The sequence below is a fragment of the Roseibium sp. MB-4 genome, assembly GCF_053005265.1.
This window is the reverse complement of sequence record NZ_JBRKQB010000003.1, coordinates 350,869-371,635: the sequence shown is the minus strand read 5'-3', so window position 1 is coordinate 371,635 and position 20,767 is coordinate 350,869. Positions and strand designations below refer to the sequence as shown.

Here is a 20,767-nt window from a genome sequence, read left to right as displayed (position 1 = left end):
TTCAACTCCCGTTTGGCGCGTTCATCAGCGCCACCTTGAATTGGTGTTTTTAGCTTGTTCCGTTCAAAAAGCCATCTTCGAGCACAAGATCATCCCGATGGATCATCTCGGCCCGGCCTGGATATCCTACAATTGCCTCGATTTCGCGGCTGTTGCGGCCAGCAATCAGCTGCGCCTCATCCATGTCATAGGCAATAAGACCGCGCCCGGCCACTGCACCGTCTGGCGCCAGGATCTTTACCGCGTCTCCACGGCTAAACTGACCGGATACGCTGGTGACCCCTGCCGGCAACAAGCTTTTTCCGGACTTAAGGGCACGAACGGCACCAGCGTCCAGAACGATTTCGCCGCGTGGCTCCAACGTCCCGCCAATCCAGGCTTTTCGGGCGCTTGCCGGTGTCGCCAATGCGGGGAACCAGGTGGCCCGTGCTCCCTCGTTCAAGCGTTTCAACGGATTGAGCTCCTTGCCGGACGTGATCACCATTGACGTTCCTGCGGCTGTCGCGATTTTCCCGGCATCGATTTTGGTCTTCATGCCCCCGCGGGAAAGTTCGGACCCGGCACTGCCGGCCATTGCCTCAATCTCTGGCGTAATCCGCGAGACTTCCGGCAAGAACACCGCAGACGGATCAACATGCGGCGGCGCGGTGTAAAGACCATCGATGTCCGATAGCAGTACTAGGCAATCGGCGCTCGCCATGGTCGCCACGCGTGCGGCCAACCGGTCGTTGTCGCCATACCGGATTTCGGACGTAGCAACAGAATCATTTTCATTGATGATTGGAACCGCACCGAGCTTCAACAGCGTTCCGATGGTGGCACGCGCATTGAGATATCGGCGCCGCTCTTCCGTATCTCCGAGTGTCAGGAGAATTTGCCCGGCGCGCCGATTGTGCGCGTCCAGCGCTTCGGCATAGGCTTTGGCCAATGCGATCTGGCCTGTTGCTGCCGCCGCCTGGCTTTCTTCCAATTTGAGAGGTCCTTTTGGCAACCCAAGGATCCCGCGGCCAAGCGCGATCGACCCGGACGACACCAGAAGCACCTCAGCGCCAGCATCCATCAGGTCAACCACGTCGGAGACCAGAGCCTCCAGCCAGTCTTTCCGAAGCGCGCCATTGCCAACAAGCAGTGCCGAGCCGATCTTGACCACGATCCGGCTATGGGTCTTGAGGATCCGCTGCGCCGACATCAGGGATGCCACCCCTCCTGCTCGGGAGACGGCACCTGATTGGCGGCTTCTTCCTTGTCGCGATCAATAGCCCGTACAATCATCCGCAGGGCGCGGTCAACATTCAGACCGCTGGCAGATGACAGGATCAAGGGTCTTTGACCACAGGCAGCCTCCAGGCTGGCCGACTTTTCTGCGATCAGATCTTCGGTCAAGGCATCACATTTGGACAGCGCCACGATTTCGGGCTTATCCGTCAGACCAGCTCCATAGGCTTCCAGTTCTCCGCGGACGACCTTGTAGGCCTCGCCAGGATCTACTTCACCTGATCCATCAACTAGATGCAGGAGAACACGGGTCCGCTCCACGTGACCCAGAAAGCGGTCACCAAGGCCAGTGCCTTCGTGGGCACCTTCAATCAGACCCGGGATATCAGCCATGGCAAAGCTGTTGCCGTCGATCTGCACGATTCCAAGGTTCGGGTGCAGGGTTGTAAAGGGATAATCTGCGATCTTGGGCTTCGCTGCCGATACGGTGGCCAGGAAGGTGGATTTGCCTGCATTCGGGAGACCAACCAGACCGGCATCCGCAATCAGCTTCAGCCGCAACCAAATCCATTTCTCTTCGCCTTCAAGACCCGGATTGGCGCGGCGTGGCGCCTGGTTTGTCGAAGACTTGAAGTGCGCGTTGCCGAAACCACCATTGCCACCCCTCAGAAGGTGTACCTTTTGGCCGATTTCCGTCAGATCGGCGATGATGGTTTCGTTATCTTCTTCCAGGATCTGCGTCCCGACCGGCACTTTCAGCACAACATCATCGCCATGCGCTCCGGTCCGGTTCTTACCCATCCCGTGAATGCCGGTTCCAGCTTTGAAGTGCTGCTGATAACGGTAGTCGATCAGCGTATTGAGGCCATCAACGCATTCGACGATGACATCACCGCCCTTGCCGCCGTCGCCGCCATCCGGTCCGCCGTATTCAATATATTTCTCGCGGCGGAAGGAGACACAGCCCGCACCGCCGTTTCCTGATCGCACGTAGATCTTTGCCTGATCGAGGAATTTCATTTTCTTCTCTTTTCATCCTGGACCAGGACATGATCTTCGTTTCGATCAGTATCCGGTCGTAAAGTCTGCGCGCAGCAGTTCGGTTTGCAAGGCTGGCACTGGCCCGGAGCGCGCGGCACTGTCACAGAGGCTTTCTCCAACCTGGCGAAAGCCCATTTTATTCATAACCGCCAAGGACGCGGCGTTTGTCTTCATGGCTTCGCTAACAACCCGATTGTGACCCGTTGTCCGGAAAAGCCATTGAAGCGCAGCCAGAACGGCTTCGCTCATAAACCCTTGCCCCCAATAAGGCTGCCCCAGCCAATAGCCGATCCGGGGCGTTTCCTGCAACTTCCGAAAACCCACCGCGCCAATCATTTGACCATCATGGTCAATATGAAAGGGCAGTTCATCGGCCTCTTCCGGGGCCTTCCAACTCGCAGCCGCCCTGTCAAGAAATGCCCGTCCGCCCTCCAGATCATACGGATACGGCACCCGGGACAACATCTTGACGACCTCGTAGTCTCCGAGAAGCGCAGCGCAGGAATTCAGGTCATCCCTTCGCGGCGGCCGGAGCACCAGCCGCCGGGTCCGGATCTCTGACGGGCTCATGCCACTTGCCGTCTGGCTTCGTAGTCAGACCGCTCAAGGCAGACGACGACATTCGAGACCTTCCGGTCAAGCGCCTTGGCATACCGTTCGGTCATGGCATAGGGCTTGAACCCGAACTTGCGCAACAAGCCGCGGGACCGGGTGTTCTCCTCAAATGCCCTGGCACCAATCGCATCGGTTTTGTAAACGTCAAAACCCCACTCCAGAACGGTCTCAACAGCTTCCGAAGCATAGCCATGACCCTGGAAGGCCCGCCCGATCCAATACCCGATTGAAGGCGCATTCGGCAGTTCATCGAGATCACCGGGCGCAATGACGCTCACAACACCGATGAAAACACCGCCCAGCGTGACCGCGAAGGCAGCTTCATGTGTGAGCGGATCGACGCCCACAACCGTTTCCAGATAGGCTTCCGTCTCGCCTTCCACAAACGGCCAGGATACACCGCTCAGCCAGCGGACAATCTCAAAATCCTTACCGCCAAGCTGTGCAATTGCCGAAGCATCATCGGCGGTCAGTGGCCGCAGAACCAGACGGCGCGACTTCAATTCTGGCAACGTCATCATCGGCCCTGCCCCCATCCTTTCAGAGATTTCCAGACGGCTTTTTCAAGCGTGTACCGCTCGATCGGCACAGACCCGCCGGCCCCGAGCGACCGGATCATCGACTGATCGCGATACTGGAAACCCGATTTGATCAAAACCCTGCGCGAAGCCGGGTTGGTCACCCGGCAAGAGCCCTGCAATTCTTCAGCGTCTGTATGCGTGAAGGCATGATCAACAAGCGCATGGACCGCTTCGGTTGCATAGCCCCGTCCCCAGAAGGGTTCGCCGAGCCAATAACCAATATGCAGAGGACCATCCGGCTCTACATTAGCGTAGCGGGTCAGACCGATGAGGCGGCCCGTGCTTTTCAACCGGATCGCAAACCCGGCGTTCAGCGGACGGTTGCGCTCAGCCTTTTCGATCAGGGCGCGGCCATCTTGCGCCGTGAAAGGATGCGGCATGGTGGACAGGTTTGCCGCCACCTGTTTGTTGTTCGCCAGGAACACCAAATCAGCCAAATCGTCCACACGCGGCGTGTCGAGCCGCACATGAACCGCTTCCTGCGGCAACGGGGCCGCGTACAAACTGCTTTCGTCTAACAGACCATCGCTTTCAACAACCATTTTTTCCTCCAGCCAAAACAAATCAAGGGAAAGATGGTGCCCCATCTTCCCCTTGGATCTTTGACTGGTCTTGGATGCTGACCTGTCTCGAATTGCCGGGGTCTGGATGGGACACCGGCGCTTCGAAACGTCACGTCGGCTTTACTCCGCAGCTTCCGCCACTGGGACCACATTGATGAAAGTTCGTTTGTTGGCTTTCGCCTGAAACTCAACTTTGCCTTCAACGGTCGCAAAAATGGTGTGGTCCTTGCCCATGCCTACGCCGGTGCCAGGATGCCAGGTTGTGCCACGTTGACGAGCAATGATGTTGCCCGGGATTACGGCTTCGCCACCATATTTTTTGATGCCGAGACGGCGGCCAGCTGAGTCGCGGCCGTTGCGGGATGAACCGCCTGCCTTTTTATGTGCCATCGTTAGAACTCCTCGTTCTTCGAATACTTAAATGTCAGGTCTTAAGAAATAGCAGCTCAGTTGCCAGCCAGTTCTTTCGCCTGCTCAACCCAGTTACCGCGTTCGAACTTGCCCTTCAGGCCGGTCTCTTCTTCAACGCGAGTGATGTCGTCAGCGCTCATGGCAGCGATCTGAGCGAAGGTGGTGATGCCAGCTTCGTTCAGTTTCTTCACAGCAGCCGGGCCAGCGCCGTCCAGTTTCTTCAGGTCGTCCGCGCCAGCGTCTGCAGCCGGTGCGTCTTCCTTGGCTTCAGCCTTCGGCGCAGCCGCTTTCGGCGCAGCCTTCTTGGCCGGTTTTGCACCACCGGTCAGGATGTCGGTCACCTTAACGAGGGTGAACGCCTGACGATGGCCATTGCGGCGGCGGGAATTCTGACGCCGGCGCTTTTTGAAAATGATAACTTTGCGGTTGCGGCCCTGATCGACCACTTCTGCAACAACGCTGGCACCTTCAACGGTCGGAGCGCCAACTGTGGTGTCTGTGTCGTTGCCAACCATCAGCACTTCGTCGAAAGTTACGGTGCTGCCAGCTTCGGCATCGAGTTTTTCGACCCGGAGCAGGTCGTCAGCGGCAACTTTATACTGCTTGCCACCAGTTTTGATCACTGCGAACATGTCTCGCACGTCCTTCTTTTCGTTTTTAATATCCAACAACTCGCTTGACGCCAGTTGCGGAAACCGCGTTGAACAAAGGCGCCGAAGCAGCAAACATATGCTCTCGGTCTTTGGCAGGTCATTAGAGCGGCTTGAGTAAAGCGCATTCCTGCGGGCCCGGCCCAACACGAAGGCCGGAGTCTGGGCAGACCCCGGCACTTCGAACAGCGCGCAATATATGTATCGGCACCGGCATGTCAATCTTTTCTTGGAATTGAAACACGCATTGGAGTTGACCGCAAAAGCACCGCGCGCCACTAGTCTCAATCTCGCGCACCAAAGGATGCACGGTGGTCGACTACCTACATGTGGACATCCATGTCTCGAACCGCCGCACGGACTCCACCCATTTCCGCCTCCAACTGACGCACCTTACTCTCGAGTAGAGCTACTGCCACCATGTTGTCGCGCGCTTGAACTGTCGTTTGGCTTACGGTGACGTCTGTCGCATAAATTTCAGCCTCAAGTTCGTTCACCTTGGTCGACAGACCGGCAACGCCAAACCAGCTTTCTTTTATGTCCGTTGCACTGCCCTTCAGCTCAAACAGTTTGCCAATTACTTCAAACTGGAAGCCCGTCAAAACGACGTTGAGGATAGGCTTGACCATACAAGATCCGCCAGCAAGCAAAGTGAAGTCTGCATCGACCTGGACTGTAGACGTTGCCCCAAAAAAGAAATTGTTCGATACGCCGGTCACATAAGTGTCCTTCGCCGTACTTTTCTCATACTGGTGACCGCCGATGACCTTGTAATGGTCCTGCGAGCTTTCGTAGATCGTTCCGTTTGCTGATCCGGAACTCGTCTCGCCGGCTGTGATGTAAATGTCCTTGCCGTCCGCGCTCGCGATCTTCACATCACTTCCAGTTGAGGAAATGGAAACCGTCCCTGCTGCTGCGGTCGTATAGGAACCTGTTGCATCAAGCTCGTAGTTCCCATTGACCGCCTGATTATAGGCTCCGGTCTCAATGTACATCTTCTCACCAGCCTTAACGAGGATCCGTCCATCACAGGACAGTAAGATGCCTTTCAGTGTTTCACTGTCGCTCACACCAGCCGCCTGGTCGACCGCAGTATCGCTGTCACCAGCGTCACTTATGTGCTGCTGCGGGTAGTAAGCTGCGAGTTCGCTGGACGTGCAATCGTATTCAAGATCGGACGCCTCGCCGAGCCTTAGGATAGCGCCGAGCTCATCATCGTCCCCGTCATCGTCCACATTGTAAGGTACGAAGAAGTATACGTGTGGCGTGCTGTATTGAACGTCGCTTTCGCTCGATATTGTGGCTTCCGAATCCATGTCCGCGTCCTGTGCTCTAAAAATAAGACGCCGGACATGGCCGGCAGGTAACCGCTATCGACGGATGTGCCCTTGTCTTTGTTAGGAGTTGATACCGGACCTTCCTATCGACAAGGGAACAACAAACAGATGACTCAGGTTTAATCTTGAAGATACAAAACGGCAATATTGCGCAAACCAGCCGCAATTGGCTTCGCCATACCCGTCCCAGCCTAGCGGGCAAAAAAACTCAGAAATGGGAACTTCGAAATCGGGACTTGCGGGCATGGGCAGGTTTGTCTATGTTCCGCGCCGCTTAAGACCCGTTTGTTGTCAAGCGTCGCGGAGAGGTGCCGGAGTGGTCGAACGGGGCGGTCTCGAAAACCGTTGAGCGCGCAAGCGTTCCGAGGGTTCGAATCCCTCTCTCTCCGCCATCTTCTCTATTGCCATTCCCAAGGACGTTGGCACCACCTTGTGCCGGAGATTTGGATTGGTCTTAAGGCCGGCCGGTTTATGCACCAACCATCAAGCCAAACTGGTCTGCGCTGATCAACTTGGGAGCAGGCGGAGTTTTGGAACTTACCCACACGGGTTCCAAACAGCTGTGAGCCCGAGCACTGCCGCGTACCGGGCCCACGATCACTTTTATATCCGCCGTCCCCGCACCTAGAAAAATGCAAACGCGTCAGAGGTAAGATCATCTGTCGATGAAATGCCTTGAAGTGTAACGCTATCTTCGCCTATCGACAGCACAACATCGCCTGATTCGTTGATGGTTGCGGCCGCCAGGAGCTCCTCAAAGCTGGTAATACCGGAAGCGTCATCCAATAACAGGACATCTTCTGCCACGTTGAAGTCGGTGATGAGATCGTTACCGCCACCGACGTCCAGAACAAAAACGTCCGAGCCCGCGCCGCCGGTCAACACGTCATCGTCGGCGCCGCCATTGAGCAAGTCGATGCCATCACCGCCGTCGATCGTGTCGGAGCCGGCTCCACCGTTGAGCAGATTGTTTGCGACATCGCCGATCAACTCGTTGTCGGTGTCATCGCCCTCTAACGGCGTGTCAATTGGGCTTGGGGCACGCCCCTCGTCGGCACCAAACGCCAAATAGTGATCAACGGCAGACACACCCGCCGCTGCAACGTCGGGGTTTTGCGCGAGATAATAAGCCTCATCGAACAAAGTTCCGTCTTCGAGCTCAATTACTCCCTCGTCGTCGGCTGTGGTTCCCTCCGCAGACGGTAGGCGCCCCTCATCAGCTCCGAAGTTCAAGTAATGATCCAGCGCCGATACACCGGCTGCCGCAACATCCGGATTCTGCTCTAGATAGTAAGACTCATCGAAGAGCGTACCGTCTTCCAGCAACAAAAGGCTTGCGGTACCAGGTGCATCACCACCGTCATTTTCATCATCGCCGCCATCATCATCTTCTGACGGCCGGTTAGATTTGGTGTTCAACAACCCTGGCACAGCGCCACCCCATCCAGGCGGCAGGCCGCCCCCAAGGTGCGCAGGGAGTCCATCACGCAGGCCAGGCGGAATCCAAGTCGGCACATCATCGTTCCCTTCCGAGCCCCCGTCGTCCAGACCTTCGCCGTCTTCCAGCAAGAACTCTTCATCAGTTTCCAGCTCGGGATCACTGCCGCTGTTTTTGGTTTTGCCCTGACCGACACCTTTGCCGTTGCTCATAGCGCCCTCTGCCTTTTTTGATTGCTGTGATCCGGCAATGCGCGCCCATCAACTATCGGCACAATCACTGCATCACCTTGCATCATTGAGATAAGCGCGAAGATAATAAGAAGACCTTAGAAGGAGGACTGGATTTATAATAAAAAGAAATTGGCTTTTTATTTGTATTTTCGAAAATTATCTGATTTATACCTTGAGTTATATATTTAGAATACATTACTATTGGTTGATTGTAAATATTCGACACGCAAAAGGACATGCATAACAGTTTTGCGGGCCCAATGACGGGATCACATTGATCATATTCGGATTTGTTGTGGCTCCTTATGAATCCGCGGCCTGATAGCTGCGTTCCAGCTCGATCAGTTTTTGTTTGCGCCAGAGGCCTCCGCCATAGCCTGTGAGGGATCCGTCTGCGCCCATGACCCTATGGCAGGGAATGACGACGGCGATCTGATTGGCGCCGTTTGCACGCGCAACGGCCCGCACCGCTTCCGGCCGGCCAAGGGCCTTTGCCACATCCGAATAGCTGCGAATACCACCTGCCGGGATTTTCAAGAGTTCGCGCCAGACATCCCGGGTGAAGGGCGTGCCGTGCAGCGCCAAGGGGGTCTCGAACACTGCTTTCCTGCCCTCAAAGAAACCCGTCAACTCATCCTGGATCTGGTCGATGATTTTCGTACGTCCAAATCCAAGACTACCGTTGGCATTGCGCTGCAGTTTCTTGACTTCCGAAGGCAAGGCCTTTCGGTCCAAAAATTCCAAGAGATGCAGTTGGGAGTGGTCCGCGATTGCGATCATGGGCCCGAGCGGCGTCGATACCCAGTCAGTTTTCAGTAGAGGATCCGTCGAAAACATGCCGGGCGCCCGACCCAAGATCTTTGCAAAGGCCTCCCGGAACGCACTGGCAGAGTCAAATCCAGCCGAGACCTGCGCCTCAATCACCTTGCCGCCATCCGCCAAGGCCGAAAACCCTTCCTGAAGACGCCTCTGACGCGCCATTTCCAGGAAAGTCATGCCGAAGTGCCTCTTGAATGACCGGCGCACAGTCGACGGGTCCAGCCCCATCCGGCGCAAATCCGGTTCACCCCAGCGATAGGCCGGCCGTCTTTCAAGTTCGGTTATCAATGCCTTTATAACTGGATCGGCGCTCGCCTCCGGTGTCGTTGGCTTGCACCGCTTGCAGGGCCTGAAACCGGCATCGATGCATTCTGCAACGGTCTCATGAAATGTGCAGTTTTCCCGCTTGGGTTTGCGGGCCGGACAGGTCAAACGGCAGAAGATCCCTGTCGAGGCAACGCATACAAACGCCCGCCCGTCATAGGACGGATCCCGGTTCAAGAGCGCCTCGTACAGTGTATCGAAATTAGGACTAATCTTCAGCATTCCGGCACCATAAGACGAAGCTTAGAGCAGTGCAGCCGGAAATCGGGCGTTTATTTGCTGGAGTTTAACATTCAAACAAACAGAACATTCCGGACATCAGCTTTCAAGTTCCCGACATCCGCCTGTATCGCTTTCTGATTTGCCTCAATCGAAGCAGCTTTGGTTGATAGGGCCGCAGTCCCGGTCGAGAGCGTTGAAATGTTGTTTTCTATCGCGGCCAATCGGCTTTCTGCGGCCGTACTCTCGGTGGAAACACCGCGCACCATGACCTCGCCGGTACACATGTTGATATGCGTGTTTTTGAATTCCACATCGATCCCCACAATCCCGAGATTGAAGACGGACATGGAGAGACTTGCACTGATGTTTATGGCACCGAACAGGCCAGCGGTGATCAGCATATGAACGCCGGTGTTCAAGGTGAAGGTCCCGGCAAGGGTCACATCAAGCTTCCCGCCCAGGAAATAGGTTTCCGTTGCGCCATGATGGACAGCGCGGGTTGTGCCGGTCGTCTTCTTGAAGTCATTGCCGTTGATCTTCGTTGTTGACTCTTTGACGTTCAGATCGAAATCGCCCGTCCCATTGCCTGCCGAAACGCTTACATTTTTGTTCTGCCCGGATTTAATCTCGATCTGATCGTCGCTGTCGGCCGTCAGCTTGCCCGTCGCCTTGATATCGTATGTACCCGATGCCTTGTGCCTGTACTTCTTGCTTTCCAGGTACATTTCCTCGCCAGCTTTGACGAGAATGCGCCCATCACACGCCAGCAGAATACCGTTGCTCGTCGACGGGTTAGGACCAGCGGCATGTTGCGCGGTCTCAGCGTTGCTGCCAGCTGTGTCACCTCTGTCCGAAAGATACCCTTCCGGAAAATATGATGTCGCGGTCTGGCTGGTGATCGAAGCTGTTTCAACGTCGGAATAGCCACCTAAACGCAAAAAGGCACCAAGCCCAGAGTCGTCCGCTGATGTGGCGGTCGACCCTTTGGCTGCCGGGACATAAAAATATGTGTAGCTGGTCTGGTAGTGCGTGCCCGTATCAGCTTCTTCAATCGCGGGCGTGTTCACCAACGCCTCCACACTCGCAACCCTTGCATCCAGGGCCGCTATGTCGGCGGCGTTTTGTGTCGCGTCTGCCATTTGCTTTCTCCAGCCAGCACAAATCTGCTTACCTAGAGTTTTCGCAAATGGCTCAATTTTCAATAGTTATTATTTTGCAACCGAAGTTTTCACACGTCCCGCAAGCCGCTTTGTATTCATTATTTTCCGTTCATCGGGATTATTCACGATGGATTTAGCACTACAAACAAGAAATTACAGCCTTACCGCGCGTGATCTACAGAACCAGCAATGAAAATCGCTTTCATGGCACGAGAAGATCGATAAACAAAACCGCCGCTAAGCGGATATCTCACCCCGGCTTATCGATATACTTGCTCTTCGGTCGGGAAGCTGCGGTCTTTGACCTCATCGGCATAGGATTTTACAGCCGCTTCGATCTGGCCACCAAGATTGCCATAGACCTTGACGAATTTCGGCGGCGCGGGATTGAGACCTAGCATGTCCTCAAGAACCAGGATCTGTCCGTCGCATTCGGCCGAGGCACCAATGCCGATGGTTGGTATCGGGATCTGCTTTGTGATCTTAGCTGCGAGCGGTTCGACCATGCCTTCCACGACGAGCGCAAAGGCACCGGCCTCGGCCACCACTCTGGCGTCTTCTTCATGGATCGACCAGGTTTCTTCTTCGCGCCCTTGTGTCTTGAACCCACCCATGACGTTCACCGATTGAGGTGTTAGCCCGATATGCGCCATGACCGGAATGCCGCGCTCGGTCAGAAAGCGGATCGTTTCAGCCATGCGCCGCCCGCCCTCCAGCTTGACGGCACCGCACTGGGTTTCTTTCATCACTCGAGCCGCATTGCGAAATGCCTCGGCCGGGCTCTCCTCGTAGGTGCCGAAGGGCATATCGACAACGACCAGCGCGCGCTGTGTGCCGCGAACAACTGCCTTGCCGTGCATGATCATTAGGTCAAGCGAAACACCAACGGTGGACTCCATACCATGCATGACCATGCCCAGACTGTCGCCGACCAGAATGAAGTCCGCGTATTTGTCGACAATCGCCGCCGTATGTGCGTGGTAGGAGGTCAAAGAGACGATCGGCTCCACGCCCTTGCGCTTGGCGATCTGCGGTGCGGTGATGCGGCGGATTTGTTTTTGAGCGCTCATGGTCTGAGCTCCTTAGGAGTTATAACTGACGGCTGGATCTACGCAGCGGGTCTGACAACACGTTGATCGATCAAAAGAACGGATCCGAAGCGAACGGCGAGAAGAACAACGGCAGGCCTGTCCAACGTACAGCTCAGCTCGGCAAGGGTTTCGGCATCGCGGATGTCGATGCTTTCAATTTGTCCGGACGGCGCTTCCGAAAGGACGTTGCGAACGGCCGCTACAAGGTCATCAATTCGCGGTGCAGTCTTTGCAAGATGCTCGGCCTGGTCCAGGGACCGGTTCAAAGCAACCGCTTCGGTACGCTGGCCGTCCGTTAAACGCACATTCCGCGAAGACATCGCCAGGCCATCGGCTTCCCGCACCGTCGGATGACCAAGTATCTCTAGGGGCGCATCGAGATCCCGCACCATCTGTTTGATCAGGGTCAGCTGCTGGTAATCCTTTTCACCGAAGACGGCGATATCCGGCGTCACGATATTGAAGAGTTTGGTCACGACCGTTGAAACACCCCGAAAGTGTCCGGGCCTCAATGAACCCTGCAAGATGGCCGACAGACCTGGCACTTCGACAAAAGTGTCTCCACCTGCGCCGTACATTTCATCGACGCTCGGCATAAACACAGCGTCCACGGCTTCAGCACGCAGAAGTGCGAGGTCGCGGTCTTCATCCCGCGGGTAGGTCGCCAGATCCTCATTCGGACCGAATTGGGTCGGATTGACGAAGATCGTCGTGACAACGCGGTCCGCCTCGGTTTTTGCCTTGCGAACCAGCGACAAATGACCTTCGTGCAGATATCCCATTGTTGGAACAACAGCGGTGGTTTCTCCGCTCCGTCTCCAGGCGCGCACAATGGCACGCATATCCGCCTTGGTCCGGCAGATCCTCATTGGCTCTCCTCCCAATCCCTTTTCGGGACTTTATTCTTTTCGCAGGTGCAACATAGCCACCCCGCCTAGGAAGGTCCAGTATCCGTTAGTTGTCTAAAAAGTCAGGTTGCGGGCCTAGGGTCAGGACATTTTAGATTGGACGAACTGGTAGGAATGAATTTGTTCGGATACAAGGCGCAAAGCTGCGGGAAACCGTCCGGTTTCCAAAGGTTTGCAACGATGTTACCGGGCAAATCCAACCTATCCCAAAGGGGCGCAAAAACGGCTTCAATCTGCTGCGTCGAACCGCTCAACCGGGCAACCAGCCCGCTTTTCGCGCTTTTCCTTGCAGCTCATTGGCGTTTCTTGCGCCAGTTCATCAAGTTTAATGGGTCCTGACCCTAAAACGCACCGTCATAGGATCGTTGCGCGATGCGGCACGCAAGCAGTGTGAAGCCATCCCGGTCCAGTGCCGCCTCTGCTTCCTGCCTTAGAACTTCTGCACTCTCGACCCAAACGCCATAGCCGCCATAGGCCGCCGCGATCGCCGGAAAGTCGGTTTCGCCAAAGTCGACGCCGACATTCGGCCGCTGGCTGTTGCGCTGCTTGAGTTCGATGAGCGCAAGGCTGGTGTCCACAAGAACACAGATGATGACCGGGATTTTCAGGTCCCGAAGCGTAGAGAGTTCACCGAGGCACATTTCAAGCCCGGCATCGCCGACAAATGCGATCACCGGCGCTGTCTGGTCCACCAATCGATGGCCCATCGCCAAGGGAACGGCGCAGCCCATGGTGCACAAGGCGGACGACTGGAGCATCTGCCTTGAACCAGAGCAGCGCCAGATCTGGCTGACCAAAATACGGTGTGCGCCACTGTCGGCCGTGGCAACGGTGTTCTCAGGCATTACATCACGTAGCACGTGGAACGCTGTACCCGGGCCCCAGCCTGATTGTTCCGGCGCGAAGGCCTCTGCAAGATCCTTGCGGACTGCGGCCGGCTCACCGCCTGACCAGGAAGAAGCGGTTGTGTCACGTGCTTCAGCCAGAAGTTTTAGCGCAGGTTCGACGGCGCTGCGGAGCGTTACTGCGCCTTCATGCATGCCATGGGTTCTCAAAACCGGCGTCACATCAATCACCGGCGCGTCAGACGGCCAGGGATTTCGCCAATTGATGCGCATTTCAATTGGGTCATAGCCAAGCGACAATATGCAATCGCTTTGATTAATCAGCGGCAGAAGGTGGCCGTCGGCCTTTGGCGACAGGCCCGCGCCGCCCAGCGCGAGCGGGTCATTCTCATCGAGAAGCCCCTTGCCCTTGTAGCTTGTTACGAGCGGGATTTTGTAGGTGCGGCAAAACTCGGCAATAGCTTGCGAAGCGCCCTCATTCACAGCATCCACCCCGGCAATGGCGATGGGCCGCTCCGCCTTTGCAAACAACTCAAGTGCGGTGTCCAAATCGGAGCCGGACGCAGGTGCGGAGGCGGCGGGGCTTAAGCGGAACTTTGAAGACCAAGCTTCCGAAGTTACTGTTTCGGCGACCTTGATCGGGACGTCGATGTGAACAGGACCGGGCTGACCGTCGAGCGCGATCGCCAAAGCTTTTTCCATCATCACATCAAGCGCTCCGAGGCGTGCGGAAAAGCTGGCCTTCACAATCGGGCGCAGCAACTGTTGGTGATCAAAGACCTGGTGCGTGTAGCTTTCCGCCTCGGCTTGATCGACGCAGCCGGTCAGAAAGATCAGCGGCACCCGATCCTGCCAAGCATTGGCGACGACATTGATAGCATTGGCTGCGCCCGGCCCAAGTGTGGCGAGGAGCACTCCTGGTGCGCCGTCGGCATGCCAGCCGCCTTCGGCCATAAACCCGCCGGCATTTTCGTGCTTCACCAACACGAACTTCAGGCCTGCTTCATCAAGCGCCTGCATCAGTGCCAGCACCTCGCCTCCAGGAATTCCGAAGGCATGGCGGCAACCTGCACCGTGAAGCTTTTGTGCAATGATATCAGCGCCGGTGGTCATGGTTACTTAGTTTCCTTTTGCCGGTGTGGCTTTGCCAAGATCAAGGATGCCGCGCTCTACCAGCTCTGCGATCTCGCTGTCACTCAATTCCAAATGCCTTTGCAATACATCTTGCGTATCCGCACCGAGCATCGGCGGTGCTTTGCGGTAGTCGATCGGCGTCTTCTCCATTTTGATCGGAGACCCAATCAAAGCCACCGATCCGCTGACCGGGTGCGGCAAGGTAATCATCATCTCCCGCGCCAGAACCTGAGGATCTTTAAAGACCTGCCCCAGATCGTTCACCGGGCCGCAGGGGACACCGGCCGCTTCAAGATCCCGTATCCATTCTGCAGCCTCGCGTTCGATGGTTAGACGCCGGATTTTTGGCACCAGTGTCTTCCGATTGCGAACCCGGTCTGCGTTTTTTGAAAAGAGTGGATCTGTGGCCAGTTCCGGAGTACCTGCAACGTCACAAAACTTCTGAAACTGACTGTCGTTTCCAACCGCGAGAATGAACGGGCCATCGGCACCCGGAAACGTCTCATAGGGCACAATGGTGGGGTGCCCGTTGCCGAGCCGTCCGGGAATTTCTCCGGAGACCAGATGCGCAACACCCTGATTGATGAGCCAGGACACCTGAGCATCCAACAGCGAGATGTCGATGTACTGCCCCTCGCCGGTTTGATGCCGGTGATGAACCGCGGCGAGAATAGATACGGTCGCGTACATGCCGCACATAACATCTGCGATCCCGACCCCGCACTTGGTTTGCGATCCACCATCCTCATCGTCAAAGCCCGTGAGCGACATGATCCCGCCCATGCCCTGGATCAGAAAGTCATAACCGGCACGATGTGAATAAGGGCCCGTCTGGCCAAACCCGGATATCGAGCAGTAGATCAGTTTTGAGTTAATTTCCTTCAGGGTCTCGTAGTCGAGCCCACGCCGCTTGAGATCGCCGACCTTAAAATTCTCGACCAGAATATCGGCCTTTGCAGCCAGCTTCCGTATCAGACCCTGACCATCCTCGCTTGCGAGATCTACGGCCACCGACTCCTTGTTGCGGTTCGAAGAGAGATAGTAGGCACTCTCGGCGGTTTCTTCGCCATCCGTATTCTTCAGGAACGGGGGGCCCCATCCCCGGGTATCGTCGCCTCGGCCCGGCCGTTCGATCTTGATAACTTCAGCCCCAAGATCACCAAGGATTTGGGTGCAGGTCGGCCCTGCTAGAATTCGGGAAAGATCAAGGACAAGGAGCCCTGAAAGTGCTCCCTTCGATGGAACGGTGTGCTGCACGGATCACCCTGTTGCTGATACTTCCGCGAAAAGGGCATGAGAGGCAGGCCGCCGTCAACTCCGGTGGTCTTGTCATCAGATCGCTTTGTCTCAATTTCCCGTCACCGCCAAGTGATGCGATCAGCTCACCTCAGCTTTCCCATCCGCGCATTTCGGACAAGAGCGACCAGGCACGCTCGATCCACTCCGCACGCACACTGTGGCCGCCATCATGAAGACACAACTCGAGCAGTCCGGTGACCGGCTTCCATCTTTCGCAAGACAAGGTTCCGTCTGTCAGGGTCTCCGGTGCGGTCTCGGATAGGCCAGTCTGTTTGCGCCAGATATCGAAACTTTCAAAAACATCCCCCTGTTTCCATTGCCCGCCGCCGAGCCAACGCCCTTCCAGGGGAACAACAGTGTCGGTGGTGCCATGGACATGAAACAGGTACGGGGGATCTGTTGGGCAGTCTTTCGGAAGCGGCTCCCAGAAGGCGCCAGCAATTGGCGCATAGCCTGAAAACCGCTCCGATTGTTCGCAGGCCAAATACCAGGTCATGAAACCGCCGGAGGAAAAGCCGGTCAGCATGGTGCGCTCCCGATCAACTCCAAATCGCTCCGACAGATCATCCAGGACGCTGTCGAAAAACACCGGTTCATCCCTGAGATTTCTCGGTGCTGTCGGAAACGACCAGGTTCCGTTCACGCCTTGAACAGCGACGAAAGCAACGCCCAAGTCATCTGCCATGCGCTTGAAGCTCTCGTTTTTCAGCGCATTCACTGCTTTGCCGCGATGCCCGTGGAGATAAAGGATTGCACCGAGTGGTTTTGACGGGTCGCGCTTTTCGGGCATGTGAACGTAATAGGCGCCATCACTCAACGTGCAGGGTGTTTCGCCGCCGCAGCTCGTCTCTGAGGCAAAAGCAGATGGGCTCATGGCTGCAGCAACAGCAAGGCCAAGGATCCAGTTTCGTTTTTGCGTCATGCATGCGCTCCCGGCGATATTGGTCATTGCCAATTGGAGAGTGACCCAACGCCCGCAGATTTCCAGCACCTGACGGATCACAAGCGCGCGATTGCGGTGACCTAGTCCCAGGTTCCTTCTGTCGGGATGTTGAGCATCCGTCCGCAGTGCTTGCAATGCACGGCGTCTGGGTCATGACGGTTCAAGCCGCAATCGGGACATGGCAGATTGACCTTCGAAGGACGGAAAATGGTCTGAACGAGCCGCAGAAACAAAGCGACACCGAAAATCATGATCAGGACCGTCAGCAAGCGTCCGACCGTATCGGTCATGGTGATGTCGCCGAACCCGGTCGTAGTCAGCGTTGTGACGGTGAAGTAGAGCGCATCCAGATAGTTGTTGATGTTCTCGTTCCGATCATGCTCCAGCACAAAAACGATCGCTGTGATGACAAAGATGAAAACAAAGAGATTGACTGTCGACTGGAGGATTTCTTCATTGCGGCGGAACCATTTCGACGTGTCGCGCAGCTCCTTCAAGAGGTGATAGGACCGCAGCAAGCGCAACATGCGGATGACTCTCAAAAAGGCGAAATTCTCAAAAAACGCCGGAATGATCAGCGAGATCACCACCACAATATCCGCCAAGGAGGTAAAACTTGCCAGGTATCGCCAGCGGGAACCTGCTGCAATCAGGCGTGCCATGAAGTCCAATGCGAGGACCACCGCGATAGCGTAATCCACTTCATGGTGGTGTCGGTCCGGGTCAACAATCGCGGACACGATGAAATACGCAATCGTGATGATATCGAAAGCCAAAAGGACATAGCGGAAAATCCGCGCGCTGTTGGAATGGCCAAAATAGAGTTGCCGTAAACGCGATTGCAGATCCGATTTTTCTGCCATTCCCTCAACCTGCCAACCTATTCCAAAACCACACATTCACCCGACAAGAGCGCAGATGAAATGTCAATTGAGCGGGTGACTTAACACAGGATTTTCCCAATTGATGAAGATTTTGCACGGCATCCATGACGCGAGATGGTTTATTCCGCGCCCGCCGCGCATTAGGGTCACCTTCAACAAAAACCTGCCCTTTGCGGCGACACAAAACTGAGGTTCATGAATGTTCGATCTGAAAGGTAAAGTTGCCCTTGTAACCGGTGCGAGCCGCGGGATTGGTGAAGCTGGTGCCCGCAGCCTTGCGAAATACGGCGCCAAGGTTGTTCTCGCGGCGCGGTCCAGCGGCAACATCACAAAGATCGCGGGTGACATCCGCTCCGATGGTGGTGAGGCTTTAGCTGTCACTTGCGACGTTGCGGACTACGCTGACGTCGAAAAAGCCGTTCAAACCGCGATCGACACGTACGGTGGGATCGACATTCTGGTGAACAATGCTGGTGTTATTGAGCCGATCAGCCGTATCGAAAGCTCCGACCCGGAGGCCTGGGGTCAGGTGATCGACATCAATGTGAAAGGCGTCTACCACGGCATTCGCGCTGTTGCGCCGCATATGCTCGCAAAAGGATCCGGCACAATTGTCAATATCAGCTCCGGCGCCGCTGTCAGCGCATTGGAGGGCTGGAGCCAGTACTGCTCGTCCAAGGCGGCCGCACTTTCCCTGACCCGATGCAGCGACAGGGAATTTGGCGAAAAGGGTATCCGAGTGGTGGGCCTGAGCCCAGGGACCGTTGCCACACAAATGCAGGTCGATATCAAAGCATCAGGGATCAACCCGGTCAGCCAGCTTGATCCATCCGTTCATATTCCAGCCGAATGGGTTGGCGAAACGATCTGCTGGCTCTGCACCCCGGCGGGAGATACGTACCGCGGTATTGACTGCTCCTTGCGCGACGAAGATGTGCGCAAAGCGGTTGGCCTGATTTAGGCAGTCAGAATCAAAAGAGGGCCGCTGTGCGGCCCTCCCATGAGATCGTTTGACCTTTGTTCCGGATTACATCCCGGCGAAACCGTTCGATACCAGAGGCTGCTCCACCACCGTTCCATTTCGCCCAGCTACAAGGGCCAAATTCCGATACTCACTAGACATGGGCACACCTCCTTTCTAACGTTGAAGACAAGGAGATTGTTCTTGAGAATCAGCAGTATGACAAGCACAAAAACTGGTCATGCATGCCTTCCAAACACGCAAATCCAAAGACCGTTACTGAGGAGCAACAGCCGCGTCAGCAATGCTTTGGAAGACGCCATCAAGCTCTGCTGCCAAGCCAGCCAGTTTTTCGCCGCCCTCATCCATGTATGGCGCGAAGACAAAACTCGGCGTTTTCCAGGATAGGGTTGCAGTCTTGTCCGAATTCTCGGTCACATAAAACCGGATTGGGGCCTCAATGCCGGCAGCGACGGACGCCTCCAACATTCGTACCGCATAGTCGTTCCGATAAACGCCGAGAACACGATTGCCCGGGATTGTCAGCCCCCTACCCTTTGCACCGGCTGAGGCGCTTGCCTGTGTCACAAGCAGCATGCCGGCCTCTTTCACTGCTGCTTTGAGGCCGTCAACCAGTTCTTGGTAGGACTGGGATGTCGATAGCGCCTGCCACCCCTCACGAGGTGCAATGCTGTCAGCTCTAACGGGACCAAGCCCCAGGAAAACCGTCAGCAGGATTGGAAACACATAACGCAAAGGCTAATCCTCCACTGAAAAACATCGAGTGGCGCGCACAATAACCAGTGGCTCTTTCACACACGTCTCACAATCGGGTGTGGGGCTTGCGGTCGGAGTCTCAGCCCATACCAAGTTTCAGACGCACCCGGACGCCGACCATCGACCCAAGAAAGCCGAACAGCAGCCACAGCCACCCGTGCAGGGAGCCGGACACCAGCCCGCCGAGATAGGCTCCAATGTTGCAGCCATAGGCGAGCCTTGCGCCATATCCCATCAACAGACCACCGGCGATCGCCGTCAAGACGTCGCGGCGGGTCAGCTTCCAGAGCGGCGCATATTTTCCAGCCAGTGCGGCCGCGGCCATCGCCCCGAAAATGATCCCGAAATTCATGACCGATGTCGTGTCTCTCAGGACACTGTTTTCAAGCGCGCCTTTCTGCCAAGTCCAATATGGCCAGGTTTCCACCGGAATCCCGATGAAATGAAATGCCTTCGCTCCCCAAAGGGCAAAGGCGGATGTGATGCCCCATGGCCGGCCAACCACAATAAAGGTGGCGATGCCAACAACCGCTAACATCACCGCACCGAGCATCGGAGACCACGGGCCTTGCAGAACAGATTCAGTTTTGCGTGCAGGTGCGATCTCGCCGTGGGCGCGCCGCTCCAGCCAGACGGTCAGAAGTGCAATAAACCCGAGCACCAAAGCGGTCAGCAAAAACGCCCGTTGCGGACCAAACTCGCGGATCAGTGAAACCGGCTTTAGCTTTGGCAATTGCCCCCACAAATGGAGATGCGCGGTCGCAAACACGGACCCAAGAATAAAGGCGGCCAACGTGATCATCATGCGTGTAGATCCACCGCCCGCAGTGAAGAGTGTCCCCGACCCGCAGCCGCCACCAAGCTGCATACCTGCGCCAAACATGAAAGCTCCGATGGCGGCAGCGACGCCGAACGGAAAGACGAAACCGCCTGCCGGCCATCCAAGGGTATCGCCCCATGCGATCAACGGAAAGGAAACGGCGCTTGTCAGCAGGATGAGGACGAACTGCGCCCGCAAACCGCCGCCCCGTTTCTCCGTCACAATGCGCCGCCAGGCGGCAGTAAACCCGAAGCTCGCATGATACAGCGAAATGCCGGCAAGCCCGCCAATCAGGACAGCTATGCCTTGGCGGGGACCCGCAGCTGCATGTGCGCCGATCGATATCAGCCCGATGATGCCAAACGCGATAACTGCAATCGCAGTTTGAGGACTTTTCAGTGACACGGCCATAGTCGCTATCTCTTCAAACTTAAGGACACTCGGTCAAAACCAAGCACACACTCACTATCTCCCAAAAACGCGCAAGGAAAGCCCC

General features: G+C 56.1%; 20 protein-coding genes and 1 tRNA gene. 2 read left to right on the top strand and 19 right to left on the bottom strand.

All coding sequences use genetic code 11. The features are described 5' to 3' along the window. Nucleotides 1–49 precede the first annotated feature (49 nt). From proB to ACVDG4_RS18205, 8 genes are all read right to left on the bottom strand, one after another. A complete protein-coding gene (gene proB / locus ACVDG4_RS18240) occupies nt 50–1,189 on the bottom strand; it encodes a glutamate 5-kinase (protein WP_420338985.1) in 1,140 nt (379 codons plus the stop codon). Beyond that, nucleotides 1,189–2,235: a GTPase ObgE gene (gene obgE, locus ACVDG4_RS18235; protein WP_447236154.1), complete on the bottom strand. Its 1,047-nt coding sequence runs from the start codon at nt 2,233–2,235 to the stop codon at nt 1,189–1,191. The genes proB and obgE overlap by 1 nt, the downstream gene beginning before the upstream one ends. Nucleotides 2,236–2,280: 45 nt before the next feature. After that, the gene (locus tag ACVDG4_RS18230; RefSeq protein ID WP_447236153.1) at nt 2,281–2,826 is read right to left on the bottom strand and encodes a GNAT family N-acetyltransferase; all 546 of its coding nucleotides are present in this window, start codon (nt 2,824–2,826) and stop codon (nt 2,281–2,283) included. After that, nucleotides 2,823–3,392 (bottom strand): GNAT family N-acetyltransferase, encoded by a 570-nt coding sequence (locus ACVDG4_RS18225; RefSeq protein ID WP_209002345.1) that lies wholly within the window; start codon nt 3,390–3,392, stop codon nt 2,823–2,825. The genes ACVDG4_RS18230 and ACVDG4_RS18225 overlap by 4 nt, the downstream gene beginning before the upstream one ends. Then, nucleotides 3,389–3,994, bottom strand: coding sequence for a GNAT family N-acetyltransferase (locus tag ACVDG4_RS18220; protein WP_040451371.1), 606 nt, complete (start codon nt 3,992–3,994; stop codon nt 3,389–3,391). Before ACVDG4_RS18220 ends, ACVDG4_RS18225 begins: the two co-directional genes overlap by 4 nt. A gap of 141 nt (nt 3,995–4,135) precedes the next feature. Continuing rightward, the gene (rpmA, locus tag ACVDG4_RS18215; protein ID WP_008192734.1) at nt 4,136–4,405 is read right to left on the bottom strand and encodes a 50S ribosomal protein L27; all 270 of its coding nucleotides are present in this window, start codon (nt 4,403–4,405) and stop codon (nt 4,136–4,138) included. 56 nt (nt 4,406–4,461) lie between these two features. Beyond that, on the bottom strand, nt 4,462–5,058 hold the full coding sequence (locus tag ACVDG4_RS18210) for a 50S ribosomal protein L21 (RefSeq protein WP_447236152.1): 597 nt from the start codon (nt 5,056–5,058) through the stop codon (nt 4,462–4,464). Between the two features lie 341 nt (nt 5,059–5,399). After that, entirely contained in the window at nt 5,400–6,392 is a 993-nt protein-coding gene (locus ACVDG4_RS18205) for a hypothetical protein (protein WP_447236151.1), read from the bottom strand. 323 nt (nt 6,393–6,715) lie between these two features. Here ACVDG4_RS18205 and ACVDG4_RS18200 point away from each other — a divergent pair. Continuing rightward, nucleotides 6,716–6,805, top strand: a tRNA-Ser gene (locus tag ACVDG4_RS18200). Nucleotides 6,806–7,037: 232 nt separating this feature from the next. On the opposite strand, the gene ACVDG4_RS18195 is transcribed toward ACVDG4_RS18200, so the two are convergent. The 9 genes from ACVDG4_RS18195 to ACVDG4_RS18155 form a co-directional block, all read right to left on the bottom strand. Beyond that, nucleotides 7,038–8,063, bottom strand: coding sequence for a calcium-binding protein (locus tag ACVDG4_RS18195; RefSeq protein WP_447236150.1), 1,026 nt, complete (start codon nt 8,061–8,063; stop codon nt 7,038–7,040). A gap of 324 nt (nt 8,064–8,387) precedes the next feature. Continuing rightward, nucleotides 8,388–9,449, bottom strand: coding sequence for a bifunctional transcriptional activator/DNA repair enzyme AdaA (locus ACVDG4_RS18190; RefSeq protein WP_447236149.1), 1,062 nt, complete (start codon nt 9,447–9,449; stop codon nt 8,388–8,390). Between the two features lie 71 nt (nt 9,450–9,520). Further along, a complete protein-coding gene (locus tag ACVDG4_RS18185) occupies nt 9,521–10,588 on the bottom strand; it encodes a hypothetical protein (protein ID WP_447236148.1) in 1,068 nt (355 codons plus the stop codon). Between the two features lie 281 nt (nt 10,589–10,869). Next, nucleotides 10,870–11,679: a 3-methyl-2-oxobutanoate hydroxymethyltransferase gene (gene panB, locus ACVDG4_RS18180; RefSeq protein ID WP_447236147.1), complete on the bottom strand. Its 810-nt coding sequence runs from the start codon at nt 11,677–11,679 to the stop codon at nt 10,870–10,872. A gap of 38 nt (nt 11,680–11,717) precedes the next feature. Next, the gene (gene panC, locus ACVDG4_RS18175) at nt 11,718–12,569 is read right to left on the bottom strand and encodes a pantoate--beta-alanine ligase (protein WP_447236146.1); all 852 of its coding nucleotides are present in this window, start codon (nt 12,567–12,569) and stop codon (nt 11,718–11,720) included. 380 nt (nt 12,570–12,949) lie between these two features. Next, the gene (locus ACVDG4_RS18170; protein WP_447236145.1) at nt 12,950–14,566 is read right to left on the bottom strand and encodes a thiamine pyrophosphate-binding protein; all 1,617 of its coding nucleotides are present in this window, start codon (nt 14,564–14,566) and stop codon (nt 12,950–12,952) included. Nucleotides 14,567–14,572: 6 nt separating this feature from the next. Further along, nucleotides 14,573–15,844: a CaiB/BaiF CoA transferase family protein gene (locus ACVDG4_RS18165; RefSeq protein WP_447236144.1), complete on the bottom strand. Its 1,272-nt coding sequence runs from the start codon at nt 15,842–15,844 to the stop codon at nt 14,573–14,575. 130 nt (nt 15,845–15,974) lie between these two features. Next, nucleotides 15,975–16,808: a CE1 family esterase gene (locus tag ACVDG4_RS18160; RefSeq protein ID WP_447236143.1), complete on the bottom strand. Its 834-nt coding sequence runs from the start codon at nt 16,806–16,808 to the stop codon at nt 15,975–15,977. Nucleotides 16,809–16,909: 101 nt separating this feature from the next. After that, nucleotides 16,910–17,692: an ion transporter gene (locus ACVDG4_RS18155; RefSeq protein ID WP_447236142.1), complete on the bottom strand. Its 783-nt coding sequence runs from the start codon at nt 17,690–17,692 to the stop codon at nt 16,910–16,912. Between the two features lie 220 nt (nt 17,693–17,912). Here ACVDG4_RS18155 and ACVDG4_RS18150 point away from each other — a divergent pair, with 220 nt between their 5' ends. Next, complete coding sequence (locus ACVDG4_RS18150; protein ID WP_447236141.1) at nt 17,913–18,674, top strand: SDR family oxidoreductase; 762 nt, start codon at nt 17,913–17,915, stop codon at nt 18,672–18,674. A gap of 276 nt (nt 18,675–18,950) precedes the next feature. On the opposite strand, the gene ACVDG4_RS18145 is transcribed toward ACVDG4_RS18150, so the two are convergent. Then, complete coding sequence (locus tag ACVDG4_RS18145) at nt 18,951–19,421, bottom strand: DUF302 domain-containing protein (protein ID WP_447236332.1); 471 nt, start codon at nt 19,419–19,421, stop codon at nt 18,951–18,953. 109 nt (nt 19,422–19,530) lie between these two features. Then, complete coding sequence (locus ACVDG4_RS18140; protein ID WP_447236140.1) at nt 19,531–20,682, bottom strand: YeeE/YedE family protein; 1,152 nt, start codon at nt 20,680–20,682, stop codon at nt 19,531–19,533. Nucleotides 20,683–20,767 lie beyond the last annotated feature (85 nt).